Origin of the sequence: Actinoplanes missouriensis 431, assembly GCF_000284295.1 — a bacterium.
Lineage (GTDB): Bacteria > Actinomycetota > Actinomycetes > Mycobacteriales > Micromonosporaceae > Actinoplanes > Actinoplanes missouriensis.
Genome location: NC_017093.1, coordinates 4,669,949 through 4,683,700, shown reverse-complemented (window position 1 = coordinate 4,683,700; position 13,752 = coordinate 4,669,949). Strand labels below are relative to the sequence as shown.

15 protein-coding genes are annotated in these 13,752 nt (G+C 68.8%); 7 read left to right on the top strand and 8 right to left on the bottom strand.

Going from position 1 to position 13,752, the window contains the following annotated elements:
* Positions 1–42: 42 nt before the first annotated feature.
* Positions 43–1,653 (bottom strand): RICIN domain-containing protein, encoded by a 1,611-nt coding sequence (locus tag AMIS_RS21930; RefSeq protein WP_014444572.1) that lies wholly within the window; start codon positions 1,651–1,653, stop codon positions 43–45.
* Positions 1,654–1,868: 215 nt separating this feature from the next.
* On the opposite strand from AMIS_RS21930, the gene AMIS_RS21925 reads away from it, so the two are divergent.
* A complete protein-coding gene (locus AMIS_RS21925) occupies positions 1,869–2,483 on the top strand; it encodes a DUF6518 family protein (RefSeq protein ID WP_014444571.1) in 615 nt (204 codons plus the stop codon).
* 441 nt (positions 2,484–2,924) lie between these two features.
* Here the strand turns inward: AMIS_RS21925 and AMIS_RS21920 are convergent, their stop codons facing one another.
* Both AMIS_RS21920 and AMIS_RS40725 read right to left on the bottom strand, forming a co-directional pair.
* On the bottom strand, positions 2,925–3,266 hold the full coding sequence (locus AMIS_RS21920) for a hypothetical protein (RefSeq protein ID WP_157434971.1): 342 nt from the start codon (positions 3,264–3,266) through the stop codon (positions 2,925–2,927).
* A gap of 14 nt (positions 3,267–3,280) precedes the next feature.
* A complete protein-coding gene (locus AMIS_RS40725) occupies positions 3,281–3,616 on the bottom strand; it encodes a hypothetical protein (protein WP_014444568.1) in 336 nt (111 codons plus the stop codon).
* 191 nt (positions 3,617–3,807) lie between these two features.
* Here AMIS_RS40725 and AMIS_RS21910 point away from each other — a divergent pair, with 191 nt between their 5' ends.
* Both AMIS_RS21910 and AMIS_RS42820 read left to right on the top strand, forming a co-directional pair.
* A complete protein-coding gene (locus tag AMIS_RS21910) occupies positions 3,808–4,395 on the top strand; it encodes a hypothetical protein (protein ID WP_014444567.1) in 588 nt (195 codons plus the stop codon).
* 81 nt (positions 4,396–4,476) lie between these two features.
* Positions 4,477–4,884, top strand: a complete 408-nt coding sequence (locus AMIS_RS42820; RefSeq protein WP_157434970.1) for a hypothetical protein — start codon at positions 4,477–4,479, stop codon at positions 4,882–4,884.
* A 649-nt stretch (positions 4,885–5,533) separates the two neighbouring features.
* Here AMIS_RS42820 and AMIS_RS21905 read toward each other — a convergent pair.
* Positions 5,534–6,880 carry an FUSC family protein gene (locus tag AMIS_RS21905; RefSeq protein ID WP_014444564.1) on the bottom strand — a complete coding sequence of 449 codons (1,347 nt, stop codon included), beginning with the start codon at positions 6,878–6,880 and terminating at the stop codon, positions 5,534–5,536.
* A 178-nt stretch (positions 6,881–7,058) separates the two neighbouring features.
* Between AMIS_RS21905 and AMIS_RS21900 the strand changes: the two genes are divergently transcribed.
* Positions 7,059–7,787, top strand: a complete 729-nt coding sequence (locus tag AMIS_RS21900; protein ID WP_014444563.1) for a helix-turn-helix domain-containing protein — start codon at positions 7,059–7,061, stop codon at positions 7,785–7,787.
* Here AMIS_RS21900 and AMIS_RS21895 read toward each other — a convergent pair.
* Positions 7,740–8,318: a dihydrofolate reductase family protein gene (locus tag AMIS_RS21895; protein WP_014444562.1), complete on the bottom strand. Its 579-nt coding sequence runs from the start codon at positions 8,316–8,318 to the stop codon at positions 7,740–7,742. The genes AMIS_RS21900 and AMIS_RS21895 overlap by 48 nt on opposite strands.
* A 71-nt stretch (positions 8,319–8,389) precedes the next feature.
* On the opposite strand from AMIS_RS21895, the gene AMIS_RS21890 reads away from it, so the two are divergent.
* Positions 8,390–8,737, top strand: coding sequence for a hypothetical protein (locus AMIS_RS21890; RefSeq protein ID WP_014444561.1), 348 nt, complete (start codon positions 8,390–8,392; stop codon positions 8,735–8,737).
* A 172-nt stretch (positions 8,738–8,909) separates the two neighbouring features.
* Complete coding sequence (locus tag AMIS_RS21885) at positions 8,910–9,815, top strand: SIMPL domain-containing protein (RefSeq protein ID WP_014444560.1); 906 nt, start codon at positions 8,910–8,912, stop codon at positions 9,813–9,815.
* Here AMIS_RS21885 and AMIS_RS21880 read toward each other — a convergent pair whose 3' ends face one another.
* Complete coding sequence (locus AMIS_RS21880; RefSeq protein ID WP_014444559.1) at positions 9,816–10,262, bottom strand: hypothetical protein; 447 nt, start codon at positions 10,260–10,262, stop codon at positions 9,816–9,818.
* The gene (fxsT, locus tag AMIS_RS21875; protein WP_014444558.1) at positions 10,252–12,582 is read right to left on the bottom strand and encodes an FxSxx-COOH system tetratricopeptide repeat protein; all 2,331 of its coding nucleotides are present in this window, start codon (positions 12,580–12,582) and stop codon (positions 10,252–10,254) included. Before fxsT ends, AMIS_RS21880 begins: the two co-directional genes overlap by 11 nt.
* Positions 12,583–12,634: 52 nt before the next feature.
* Between fxsT and AMIS_RS21870 the strand changes: the two genes are divergently transcribed.
* Positions 12,635–13,348, top strand: coding sequence for a hypothetical protein (locus AMIS_RS21870; protein WP_014444557.1), 714 nt, complete (start codon positions 12,635–12,637; stop codon positions 13,346–13,348).
* A gap of 16 nt (positions 13,349–13,364) precedes the next feature.
* Here AMIS_RS21870 and AMIS_RS21865 read toward each other — a convergent pair whose 3' ends face one another.
* Entirely contained in the window at positions 13,365–13,727 is a 363-nt protein-coding gene (locus AMIS_RS21865) for a BlaI/MecI/CopY family transcriptional regulator (protein WP_041829965.1), read from the bottom strand.
* Positions 13,728–13,752 lie beyond the last annotated feature (25 nt).

The following is a 13,752-nucleotide window of genomic DNA, read 5'->3' as shown; positions in this document are numbered from 1 at the left end:
CATGCGGCCCCGGCAGCGCGCCGGGACCGCATCGGACCGCCGTCAGCACCAGGTGAGCGTCGAGTTCGTGCGCGTCACGTTGCTGATCGTGTTGTTGCTGCCCGTACAGGGGCTCCAGGTGATGTTGGTGTTGGCGACCGTCAGGTTGCGCAGGCTGATGCCCGACGACGGGGCGAAATCGGTGCGCGCCGCGATCCGGATCTCACCGCCGCCGCTGACCGTGCCGGACACCCTGGCGATCACGCCGTTGTAGCAGTTCTCCAGCAGGATCGCGTTGTTGCCGGTGTTGGCGATGTCGACCCGGTCGATGGTGAAGCCGCCGCTCTCCGACACGCAGAACACGCCACGCCCGCCGCCGCGCGCCTTCACCAGCCCGACCTTGATGTTGTTCGGGTACGCGTCACCGACTCGCCCGTTGCGATTGGCCATCCGGAAAGCGGCGTAGCCCGTACCCGTGCCGGCGTTCTCGGCGTCGACCGTGCCGACGGTGGCGTTGATCGTCTGGTTGAGCAGCAGACCCGACTCGCCGACGCTGCGCGCGGTCACGGTGCCGATCGTGATGCCGTCGACGCCGTAGGTCTCCACCGCGTGCGAGCTCGCGCCGGACACGTACACATTGTCGATCTTGACGTTCCTGGTCCATTCGGCGGTGTTGCCGCGGTTGTCGATGCGGACGCCGAGGCCGGCGCTGAGCCGCATGTCGAGCTGGCCGAGCCAGACGTTGGAGACGTTGCGCAGGAAGATGCCGTAGATCGGGGCGCCGGTCAGGTTCAGGTACGGCACCTCGATGTTGCTGACCCCGCGGGCGTAGATCGGGGCGTAGTCGCCGCTGCCCGTACCCGTGACGTTGATGGTTCCGCAGACCGACAGCGAGGTCCAGTTGGCCAGGGAGATGCGGCTGCCCGCGCTCATCGAGCCGTTGCCGCGGACCACGACGCGCTGCATGCTCGTGCGCCCGGCGGTGAGGCTGCCGATGCCGGCCTGCACGGCCGCGCGGAAGTCGGTGCCGGTGTAGACGGCGGCGCCGGACGCGTTGCGGGCGGTCCAGGTGCTGCCGCTGACCGTGACCTCGGACTGGAACGTGCCGCTGCCGCAGCCGGCCGTGCTGCCGCCGGTGCCGACCTGGACCATCTGCCACCGCTGGTTGGCGCCGTCCGCGTCGGCGAACTGGGAGATGATCGCGCCGTCGGCGGTGGACCACTCCCACAGGTCGAGGGCCTTGCCGGTGTGCCGGTTGACGAACCGCACGTCACCATTGGCCGAGTCCTTCAGCGTGAACTGCTGGCGGGTGGTGCCGTTGTCGGTGTTCTGGATCAGCTGGGTGCCGTCGGTCGCGTTCGGCATCTCCAGGACCAGGCCGCTGTGCCTGCTCTTGATCTTGTACCACCCGCTGCCGGCGTCGACGAACTGCCACTGCTGCCAGTTGCCGTCGTTGCGGGTGAACTGGGCGATGCCGGCGCCGGCGGTGGTGGACAGGTTGTAGACGTCCATGGCCTTGCCGCTGTGCCGGTTCACGAAGACGTACCAGGCGGCGGTGTTGACGGTGGCGGCACTGGCCTGCTGGATGCCGAACGCGGCGCCCGCGCCGGCCAGGAGGGTGACGACGGCGCCGACCAGGGCGGCGCGCCATCGGCGGGGATGTCTGGGGGACATGTGGGGATCCTTCGGTCTTGTGAGCGCCCGTGGTCTTGTGAGCGCTAACAACTGGAGGCGGGCTCGTGGGGGTGGGAGCGCGCCCATGGGGGACCAATATAGACCAGGCTGAATTATTCGGGGCGGGGTCTCTGACTTTCGGCCGACCCGCGGACTCGCCGGATCCGCCCCGGAGCCGATCCCCGGCGCCCGGACCGTGCCTACGATCGGTCCTCATGATGATCAAGCGGCACGCGGCAGTCGTCGCCCCCGTCGCGGGCTTCCTGCTCGGATTCCTCGACTTCGTGTGGATCAAGTACGTGCCGTACCCGTTCGCCGGCCTCGGCAACTCCATGGCGGCCTGGGCGGTGGCCGCCTTCCTGCTCACCCATCTCAGCCGGTGGCGGCTCCCGGCCGCCGTCCCCGCCGCGATCGTGTGCCTGGTCGTCGCCGTCCCCAGCTACTACCTCGCCGCCGCCCTGATCCAGGGCGACGACTGGAGCAACCTCACCAACACCACCGCGATCCTCTGGATGGGCTCCGGCGTCATCGCCGGTGCGGTCTTCGGCGCGGGCGGCGTGCTCGCCCGCAGACCCGGACCGCTGCGTCTCCCGGCGCTGGCCCTGCCCGCCGCGGTGCTGTTCGCCGAGGGGGTGCGGGAGCTGACACGGCTCGGCGACCCGAACTACCAGACGGGTGACCTGGTCGCCTACGCGGCCCTGTTGGCGGTGCTCGGACTGGGCCTGATCGTCCTGCTGGCCCGGTCGTGGCGGGACCGCCTGATCGCGCTGGCCTGGTCGATCCCGCTGACAGCGGGCGGCTGGCTGCTGCTCGCCGCCACGTTCCGCTAGTTTCCGGGTGCCCTACCCGCAGGGGCACGGTGGAGACCGGGCCGAGCGCGCTTTCTCAGCGGCCGCCAGTTCCACCGAACGCCAGCCGTGGACATCGTGCAGGTGAACTCGTACCCGCAAGCCGGGTAGCTTGCCTCGTTGGCTACCCGACACCGAGACGGCGACCAGCCGGCCGTCGACGGTGGCGTTGAGCGCAACGAGATCTTCCGTGTCATTCAGTTCCGGAAGCTTTGCCATCCGGCGGCATTGCAGCGTGCGTACCAATGTCGTCATTCGCCCCCAAGTCGACCATGATCGTGTCGGTGCGATGGAAGCGGTCCGGAGCGCGGTGCCCGGCGGCCGAAAGCGCTGAGCGGCCATGAGAGTGGCTCCGCGTCAGCCGTAAGCCACCCTCCTCTGCCTTGACCGTTCGACCGCGCGTCATGGTCACGAATCAATTCCTCAGTGGTGCCGAGTGCGGTATCCCTCTCTGGCGAAGACGCCGAACACGTCGAGGACGGCTGTGTGGATCCAGGTCATATGATTGAAGTCGGCCTCAGCGAGCGCCGATGCCACCGCGGCAAGGCCAGCGGCGTCCTGTCTCCGCAGCAGCGCCTCAGCCGTCGCGCGAGTGACGAAGGTGTCGGTGACGTCGAGCAGCAACCTCCGCAGGGGCTCGTGTGCACCCGGCACGTCAGCGAAACTGGCAAGCGAACGGCCCGCATCGGCCCTGTCGCGGTAGTCCGTGCTTTGCGCCAGCCTCGTCAAGGCGCCTACAACCTGGCGTCTCGCCTCGTTGTCCACGGCACCCATCTCGTTCATTCCTGCGGTGTCTGCCCTGCCAGTACGCGGCGGCGCCGTTTCTCGTAGTCGGAGGCTGCGATGACGCCCAGGCCGCGGTACCTGCCGTCATCGTCAGAGCTGTATCCGATCCCGAAGCTCTCGACCGTGTCCTCCAGGCCTACCCACCTCACTTGGACGAACTGCAGCGCCGGTTCCCAGATGATGCCGGGATGCCCGTGCCAGAGACGGTCACACAGAGGCGGCGGGTCGCCCACACCCACCATCAGATCGTCGGTCGTCGTCTCGCCGAGATATTCGACGTAGAGACCATTTGCCAATCTGCCAATGGTCAGAACATCGTGCGTACTCACCGGAGGAGCCTAGATCACCTGTCCAGCCAAGCACGCGACCGGCCGCGACGGCGAGGCGGCACGCTAGTGCTCGGACCGTGGCAGAGGAGCACGTCACCTGGCGAGCCGCCGATATGCTGCATCCGAGGCTAGATGAGTTCGATTGATCATGACCGTGCGGCGGCCCTACCGGACGCTTCTACGATGCCTTCGTGAGCGAGCGAAACGAGGCGCAGTACTGGGATCCGCTACCGCACCTTGGCGCCGTCTTCGCTGCAGAACCACGGCCTGATCTGCGATCGGATCTTAAAGCCACGTTCCAGGGCAAGTGGCACGAGCGCAACTGGCGTAACGTTCCGGGGCCCATCTACGGGGCCATGACCGACAACTGCTGGGTGGGCCGACTGCACGCACCACGCCACGTCCTCTACGGCGGTGACCTCGACTACGAGCAGGAATTCCTCTATCGGCAGCCGCGCAACGTCGAGGAACTGCACGCGGTTGTCGACGCCGTACAGGAAGATCCCTGGGCCGGCTGGGCCTGCGACGGTGACCATCACTGGACACTGAGCCTGGTACGCGAATGGTGGCAGGACCGCCGCCGCCTACGGGACTGGATCACAACGAAACACAGCCGATGGAGCACCTCGGATCGCGACGATGAACGCGAAGCCGCAACCGGGCTCACGGACTACCTCGCTTACCTGGACGACGGCTTGGAAGCCGACCTGCGCCTGTACTGCTATTTCCTGGACAACCAGGTCGGCCCGACGGCTGGTGACCACCTACCACCCCTTTGACGGCGCTGGGGTGGACGGCGCGGCGCACACCTTGCGGTGGATCCGTGCGGCTCCGCCGCCAGCGAACCTTATTCTTCGCTCATGGAACCGGTGAACGTGCTGGCGATCGGGATCGATCTTGATCTTGTGCTGACGAAGGACGGCGGGCGTTCAAGACCGCTGCTCGGCAGCTATGCCGCGGAAGGCCGGTTCACGTATCGGCCCAACTGGGGGTTACCCGATTGGCCTGGAGGAAAGCAGACCGCAGGACCCGTACTGGCCTTCTCGCGGCCCGAAATTCGCCCCGGGGAAGGCGTCCGGGCGATCGTCGTCGCGCTGTTTCTCGAGCACACTTCGGACTGGCGAGACGTGGGACCGGATGACGTGCTCCGAATGTACGAAGGCTCGCGAATCTGCGGTCACGGGCGCGTCGCTTGGGTCAAGCCCGCCACCTGGCCCATGCCCGAGGACGAGCAGAACCGCCTGGCGGCGTGGCTAATCCCGACCTGACCCACCCAACATGACCGCTCATCGGCACGAGTGTGTGTCGGTGACGGCGGAGATCGCCTACGGTGAGGAACAGGACGCTGCGCAATGCGTAGTTGTTGTCGCTACAGGGTCGCGCCCTTAGGCTTCAGGGATGCCAAGACGCTCCGGGCCACGCTCGTTGCTCGTCGGCGCCGATCGATTCTTATGGGACGTCAGACACCTACACGAACGTGTCGATGAACCGCAGACTCCGCCGACGTACTTGGGATGCCGCGAGATATTCACGATTCGTCGACATAGATCACGAGGGCGACTTGAGGTCGCTTTCCGTGCTGGTGAGGGTCGCCTCGTGCCGGACGGCTTGCGACACAGCGGCGCGGTCATCGCGCAAGGCGGTCGGGCTCTGAACCTTCATGAACCTGGAACGGCCCGGGCCATTCTGGACGAGGCACTGAACGGCGCTTGGTGGCCGGACATGCCGGAGCCGGTTGAAATCAACGGATGGACGCTTTTCGAAGTAGTTTTCGCCCGTCGCTGCGGAGCCAGCGCATAGGCTGCTTACGGCAGGTCCAGGGGCGAGCAGGCCGCCACAAACGCCCACGCCAGCGTCCTGCTCGGTATCGCCCTCGCGCTGTTCGTCGTGGTGGCCTTGGTGGCCACCACGCGATGGTCAGCGGCGGCCCGTGGTGGTCAGGGCCTTCTCCCAGGCCAGGCGGACGGCGGGGAGGATCTCGGAGACCGCCGGGATCGCGGGGCCCGGCTCGCGCAGGCCCACCGTCAGCGCGGGCGCGGACTTCTCCAGCGAGCCCGCCATCCGGTCGATGTCGGTGATGATCGAGCCGGTCAGGACAAGGACGCCGGTGTCGTCGACCTCGGTGCGGACCGTGCGCAGCGTCTGCCGGCGGGCCTCGCGCAGGTCGCCGAGCAGCTCGTTCAGCTCGCCGGCGTCCGCGGTGGCGTCGGTCTTCGGGTCCTCGACCAGGGCCGCGTGCGCCGCGAACGCGTCGGCGGCGGCCGTGAGCACCTCACCGATCTGCTCCGGCACGTGGGCGGCCTGCGGTGTCGCGGCGGCGTCGAACATCGAGCGGGCCACCGAGTTGACTTGGTGCACGCCGTGCTCCAGGGCGCGCTGCGTCCGGTGCAGCGGCGTCACCCGGGTGACCGGCGTGGACAGCGACCAGCGGGCCTGCCGGGACAGTTCGTCGACGGCGGCCACCGCGTCCTCGAGGTCCGCGTTGAGCTCGCGTGACTTCGCCAGCCACTCCTCGGCCTGCTCCCGGTCGTAACCGCGGCGCACCCCGGCGCCGAGCTGGCCGAGCAGCCGGGCGATCTCGGTGGAGAGATGCGCCAGCTCGTGCCGCGAGCGTTCCATCGCGGTCATGCCGCTGACCAGCGGGGACAAGATCACGCCGACGACGATGCCGAGCGCTGTCGCGGCGACCCGCTCCCAGACGAACTCCTCGGTGACCGTGCTGCCGCCGACCAGGATGCCGAGCGAGGTCAGCGGGACGGTGAGCGCGGCGTCGCCGAGACGCAGCAGCCGGCCCGCCGCAAGCCCGCACCCGGCGATCATCGCGATCGACCACGGGCTGAGGCCGAACGCGTGCCACACCCCGACCGTCACCGCGATCCCGGCGAGCGTGCCGATCAGACGCTGGGCGCCCTCCCGCATCGAGGCGAACGAGCTCATCTGCACCGACAGCGTCGCCGAGATCGCCGCGTTGACCGCGCCGGCCAGGTGCAGCGTGTCCGCCGCCGTCCAGGCGATCGCCGCGGCCGCGCCGGTGACCAGCATGGACCGCGCGGTGGTCGGATCGATCCGGCTCCGGCACCAGCGCGCGGCACGCCGCAGCGGGCCGGGCAGGTGCGGCCGCAGCCGGGCCAGTGCCCGGCGGTAGGCGGCGGCGACCACGGGCCGGACCGTGCGTCGCAGGAGCGCAGCGGTGACAGCACAGAGCGTGAGACTGACGGCGACGATGGTGAGCGGGCTGGCGGAGCTGAGCAGCAGGCGGAGCAAGGGAGCGACTTTCTGTGTTTCGACTGGTATCCGGTCGCAAAGCTATCTCCGCACGCGTTTACAAAAAGGGTGAATAGGGCGATTGTGACGGGCGTCGCGCCCGGGAGGGTGAACCACCTCCTGTCACTGGCAGTGACCTCATGGGGCGCCTGGTCACCCGTACCTATGCTCTGTGTCCATGGGTTTGACCTTCACCACCCGCGCGTCGGACTCGGCGTGGGTCGATGCGGTGTGGACCTCCGCGAGTGAGCAGGTCACCACGATGACCTCGGTGGCGACACCGTGCTGGGGCCTGGTCTTCTGGGAACAGCGCGGACGGTCCTACGCCTCCGTGACCGGGCCGGAGAGCCGCACCGGCACCGCGCCCGTCCCCGAGGGCGCCACCTTCACCGGCATCGAGTTCGCGGTCGGCACCTCGCTGCGCGGCCTGCCCGCGTCGTCCCTGCTCGACAGTGGAGTCGAGCTGCCGGACACCACCCGGCGCACGTTCCAGCTGGACCGCACGCGCTGGGAGACGCCCGGCCCGGACGACGCGGAAGCCCTGGTCGACAGGCTGGTCCGCTCCGGCGTCGTGATCCGCGACCCGGTCGTCGCGTCATTGCGACAGGGCCGGAGGTACGAGGTCTCGCCCCGCACCGTGGAACGCCGCTTCCGGACCGCGACCGGCCTGACCCAGGGCGCCGTCCGCCAGATCGAACGTGTCCGCGCCGCCGCCGTGCTGCTCGCCCGCGGCGTCCCCGTCGCCGACGTGGTCGGCACGCTCGGCTACTTCGACGAGCCGCATCTGGCCCGCGCGCTGCAGCGTTACGTCGGGCGCACCGCACGCCAGCTGCGTGACGGCGCTGGGGGAGCACTCGCCCTACCGCTCGACACCGTAGATCAGCTTGACCACGCCGTTCGGGTATGACGCCGAGTCACGCAGCCGCAGCATCCGCTTGTCCTGGTCCGCCCGGCTGAACAGGCCCTTGCCGGCGCCGAGCAGCACCGGGAAGACGAGCAGGTGGTACCGATCGATCAGGTCGGCCTCCGCGAGGGTCCGGGCGAGCTCCGCGCTGCCGTGGATGAAGATCGCCCCGCCGTCCTGTTTCTTCAGCTCATCAACCTCCTCGGCGGAACGCAGGATCGTCGTGTCCCCCCAGCCGTCGAGCAGGTCCTCCTCGGTCAGGGTCGTGGACAGCACGTATTTCGGCAGCTCCTTGTAGGCGGCGTGGTCCTCGGAGTCGCGCCAGACCGGAGCGAACGCCTGGTAGCTGCGCCGCCCGAACAGCAACGCCGACGTCTCGGCCAGCTCCTCACCCTTGAGGGCGACCGCCTCGGGCAGGAACTCGATGTCCTTGAACACCCAGCCGCTGCTGCGATGGTCCTCACCCGGGCCGCCGCCGGGGGAGTCGAGGACGCCGTCGAGGGACATGAATCCGGTGTAGATCAGTTCGCGCATGCTGGAATGCTAAGAAGCGGCGGGGCGCGGAGTCTTGTATAGAAACGACAGCGCCGGGTATCTGCTCGGCCATGGCGTCCTACGCAGTGAACCCGGCCGCTGTCGCCCGGGCCCGGCGGCTGATCGAAGCTCGGCAGTACGTGCTGGAGAGCGACTGGGGACAGGTGCAACCGGACGCGGCAGCGGGCAACGCCTATCTCCAGAAACACAGCTGGCAGGAATACGGCGAATGGCACCTCGGGCTCACCGAAGGAGCCAACGAGGAGACGAAGGCCCGGCACGCGTTCGTCTTCGGGGATTATCGCCGGGTGCACCGGAGTGGGCTCGTCGCCTGTCTTTACCGCGCGGCCGAATGGCGGCACCGGGATGTGATGCGGGCGGCCTTCGAACTGCTCGAATATCTCGACGCTGAGTCATGAGCCAAGTGTTCCGCGCCGCTGTCTGAGGTGGCCAACAGAAATTCCTCATACCACGTATGACTGTTGCTGATGATCGGGAATCGCGGACGGGTCGCTCGGGCGAGGGAGTTCTCCGGGTTCACGAGCGGGCGGCGAGCGTGGCGTACTAAATCGGGATAAATCGTCCCCCAGGATGGGCCGCGTGAACAAGCCACGCATGGCCATGCCGGCCCTCGTCGCCCTGGCCACCCTCGCCGCCCCCTCCGCCGGGCTCCTCGGCGCCCACCCGGCATCGGCAGCGCCCCCATCACCGGCCGCTGCGGAAGCGTCCGCCGCCGCGAAGGCGCCCGCCGCTGCGGAAGCGCCCGCCGCCGCGAAGGCGCCCGCTGCTACCGAAGCGCCCGCAGCCACCAGCCCGTCCTCCGCCGCGAAGGCGCCCGCCGCGCCCCAGGGCAAGGCCGCCCACCGATCCAAGGACAGCGTTCTGGTCACCGGCACCGGGCAGGTGTCCGGGAAGCCCGACACGCTGTCCGTGAACCTCGGGGTGGAGATCAGCGCCGCCTCCGTCGCCGACGCCATGAGTCGGGCCAACGCGGCCGCCACCCGCATGCGGGACGCGCTCGTGAAGACCGGCGTGGAGAAGGTCGACCTGCAGACCTCGGACGCCGGGATCAACCCGCAGCGCAACGACAAGGGCGACATCACCAGCTACACCGTCAATCAGGGACTCACCGCGAAGATCCGGAACCTGCCGAAGGCCGGCGCGACGATCTCCGCTGCGATCGCCGCCGGCGGTGATGCTGCGCGGCTCAGCGGCGCGACGTTTCTGATCGAGGACGACGCGGCGCTGCTCGCCGAGGCGCGGAAGAAGGCGTTTGCCGACGCGCGGGCCAAGGCCCAACTGTACGCCCGGGAGGCCGGCCGGCTGCTCGGCCGCGTGATCAGGGTGAGCGAGGAGACGCCCAGCTACGGACGGCCGTACGGGCAGGACATGGCGAGCGCGCTGAAGGCGGCGGCGGACTCAGCCGTGCCGATCGAACCCGGCCGGCAGCAGCTGTCGGTCACGGTCACGGTGGAGTGGGCCTTCGGAAAAGCCTGATCAGAAAAGAGCGACCATAGCCAGGGCGATCCCGTACGCGGCGACGGCCACGTTGAGGCCGGTCCACAGTGAGTGCAGCCGCAGGCGGCGCAGGCGAGGGTAGGCGTCGTAGTGCCGCTGCCGGAAGTCACCGATGTTCGCGTCCTCGGCGAGGACACCGAGGTCCTTCAGGGTGACGCTGAGCGCGCGGGCCTGGCCGAGATGGTAGGCCGCGCGCTCGTGGTACTTCGCAGCGATCACCGCTCCGAACAGGCCGATCAGCGTGATCAGCAGCCCGAGCGGAACGGTGGCCGCGGCGAACTTCTGCTGGACGATGAGACCGCTCAGCGCCGCGGTGATCACCAGGACGAAGTTGGTCATGGTGGCGCGCTGGTTCTCGGATTGGCGCAGTTGCTGGCGGTGCTCGTTCCAGTAGGCAAGAACGACGTCGGGCGCCTCAGTCACCATTGTCCTCCCCGAGTGTGTGGCTGACCTGATCATGTAGTTCGTCCACGCGCTGTTGAATCGCTTTCGACCTCGGATGATCGGGACCAAGAGTGGTCAGCGCGATCCGCAGCGCCTCGACATACTGAGTCCGCGCCTCATCGAGCCGGCCCAGCCCCTGCAACACGCTGCCGAGGTTGTTCCGCCGTATGCACATGGTGGGATGGTCGGGACCAAGTGCCGAAAGGCTGATGTTGAGTGCCATCTCGTATTCGGAGTAGGCCTCGTCCAAGCGGCCCATTCTCCGCAGTACGAGGCCGAGGTTGTTGCGCCGAACCCCGATCTGCGGGTGATCGGGGTCGAATTCGTCCAGGCCGATGGCGAGCGCCTGCTCGTGCTCGGAGTAGGCCTCGTCCAGGCGGCCCATGTCCCCCAACACGAGGCCGAGGTTGTTGCGGAACACGCCGATGGTGTGATGATGGGGTCCCCGCCGGGCCAGCCCGATCGAGAGGGCCTTTTCTGACTCCGCGTGGGCCACATCCAGTCGGCCCAGGTGTCGCATCACGCGGCCGAGTTCATCGTGCCTCCATGCGGTCTCGAGGTCATCGGCGCCCAGATCAGAGATGGCGAACGCCAACGCGCGCCGGGCAAGTGGTTCCGCCTGCAGGTACTGCCCGACTTCCCGCAGGTAGGCAGAGGCCCGGTACAGCAGAGCTCCGGCCCACGCTCCGTCGACCTGCAGCCGCTCGGCATGCTCGGTCACCATCAGGGTCTGTGCCAGCAGCCGTTGACACTCCGGCCAGCGCGCCGGCTCCCAGCTGTCCCGGGGGAACAGCTGGTCAACCAGCCGGACAGCGGAGCTCACCCAGCGGGCTTCCGCTTCCGCGTCGAGCCGGGACTGCACGACCGCCTGCACCAGCCGGTGCATGCCGATCTCTGCCGGCTTAAGGCTGATCAACGCGTATCGGCCCGCTGCTTCGAGCACCCGGTTGTAGACCAGGCGGTCCGCGGCGGCCGCGCTCAGTGGTTCCGGTAGCAGATCCGGTCGCTTGAGAAGCAGATCCCGGGGCGCTTCCGGCGCCAGGAACGCGAGCAGCGTCAGCAACTGCTCGGCGAGGGGCTCCTCGGCGTGCACCCGATCCAGCGACAACGTCCACACCGAAGCCACCCGCTGCTGATCGAGGCCGGGCGGCGCGGTCTGCGCCGCGAAGATCTCCCGCCCCCGTTCCCGGACCAGTTCCACGTACGCCGCGAGATCCTCACCGGTCTGTTCCAGATAGGCGGCCGCCTCCTCCACCGCCAGCGGCAGATCCCCGACCAGGTCGGCCAGCTCACCGAGCAGCCGCTCGTCGGTGTGCGGCGTCCGCGCCCGCAGGAAGGCCACCGACTCCGCCCGAGGCCACACACCGACCGCCACCGCGTGAGCGTGCCGCCGCCACGCCGGCCACCGTGACGTGACAAGGACATGCCCGTTCCCGGCGGTGGGGATCAGCGGGGTCACCGATGCCGGCTGTTCGGCGTTGTCATAGATCAGCAACCACCGTGACCGGCCCTGCAACTCGGCGAACACCGCCGCCACCGCGTCCCGCTCATCCGCCGTCTCGGGCAACCCCAGCCGCCGCCCCAGAGCGGCAAGCTGCGTGGGTACGGTCGCCGGCTGTTCCGTGTCGATCCACCACACCAGTTCGTAGTCGCTGCGGAACCGCGACGCGTACTCGATGGCGAGGGTTGTCTTTCCCACCCCGCCGAGTCCGTGCACCGCCTCGGACACCACCGCCGCGGCGCCGTGGGCGTCGGACCGCAGTCCCGCGTACATCGCGTCGATCAGCTCGGCCCGTCCGGTGAAGACCCGGCTGCGTCCCGGAAGGTTCGACACCACCGGCCCGGCGCCGGGGAACCGCTTGGCGGCGGCGGGGGGAAACCCGCCACCGGCCGGCCGGGGCCGGTCCTTCTCCGCGGCGGCCAGCAGTTTCTTGCGGGCCACCTGTTCGTCCACGTCGACGAGGTCCACATAGACCCGCGTGGTCAGCAGCCCGGACGGGTCGCACGGCTGGACCCGTACCGGGATCAGCAGCCCCTTCCTCCCGCTCGGGTCCTGGGCGAACACCGCCCGCCACTCCGCTTCCCCGAACTCCGAACGCAGATAGGCCGGCGTCAGTACGGCAATGGTGCGCGCCGCCGACGAGACCGCATCGTGCATCTCGTGCACGAAATCGCGGCCCGGCCGGAAGTCAGCCGCCTGATAAATCGTGGAATATCCGGCGCTCTCCAGCTGAGCCGCGATCCATTCCGCCCAGGCGCGATTCTCGCTCGCATAACTGATGAAGAAGTCCCGGCCCACCACCCTGCGACCTCCCCGGAAACCGGATCAGGCCGCCATCGTAACGACAATTCCGGTGACCTACCCGGCGGCTGCTACCCTCGCGATCATCGAACGCATCGACCTGGTCATCCCCGCCGGCATGATCACCGACCTCCGGATCCCGCCCCTGTCCATCACCACGGGCACGCCCGATCCGGAGTGGACAGACGTCCCGCAGAGCCGGCGGCTGCCGATCCCGCAGCTCCCGGTCGACCCGAGGACCGCTCGCAGCCTGCGGCGTCACCGCAGGCTCGCGCCGTGGTCCCCGTGGGTGAGTCTCGTCGCGGTCGCCGCGCTGGTGCTCCAGTTCGCCCTCTTCATGAGGGCCGACAGCGGCACCGTGCAGTTCTTCCCGGCCGTGGCGATCGCCTTCGCCCTCTGGTCCGTGCTTAGGCGCCGCGGCGTGCCGGATCGCCTCCCGCACCGGACCCGATCCGGTGACCTGCGCATACCCGACGTCCCGGTCGAGGTGGCCGGCGTCTGGGTGGAGCGGAACCCCGGTGTGCTCGCCACCCGCGAGCCGGAGCCGCCCGCGCACTCCCGGCGCTTCTACGCGTTCTGGGCGGCGGGTCTGCTGACGGCCGCGACCGGACTCTTCCTGCTGATCGCGAACAACGGCCGGGAGGATGGGGTGCTGCTGCCGATGCTCGTGCCGGCGCTGTTCCTCTCCGGTCTGTGGGCTGCCGCGAGGACGCTGCCACGGCCGAGCGGCGCCCCGACACGGACGTTCCCGCCCGGAGCGCTGTAAATAAGCTGTAAAGGAATCAGTCCGGCTCGCGGAGCAGGTCACGCAGCAGTTGCTCGTCCTGCTCACTGAGCGTGCTGACGAACCGCCGCAGCACCGACGCCCGATCCGGCTCGACGGCCATCAGGCGGGTCATCCGGTCGGCGACCAGGCCGGCGGGGTCGGCCAAGGCCCCGTACCGGAAGGCTCGTCCGTCTCTGTGTCGTGCGACCGCGCCCTTCTCGTGCAGCCGGGTGAGCGTGGTGACGACGGTGCTGTAGGAGAGCTGACCGCTCGGATCGAGCAGGTCACGGACCTCGCCGGGGGTCAGCGGATCGGTGACGCGGCCGAGAACGGTGACGATCTCGGTCTCCAGCTGGCCGGGCCGGCGGCGTGTGCTCACCGGCGGATCGTATCGATCATTTCTG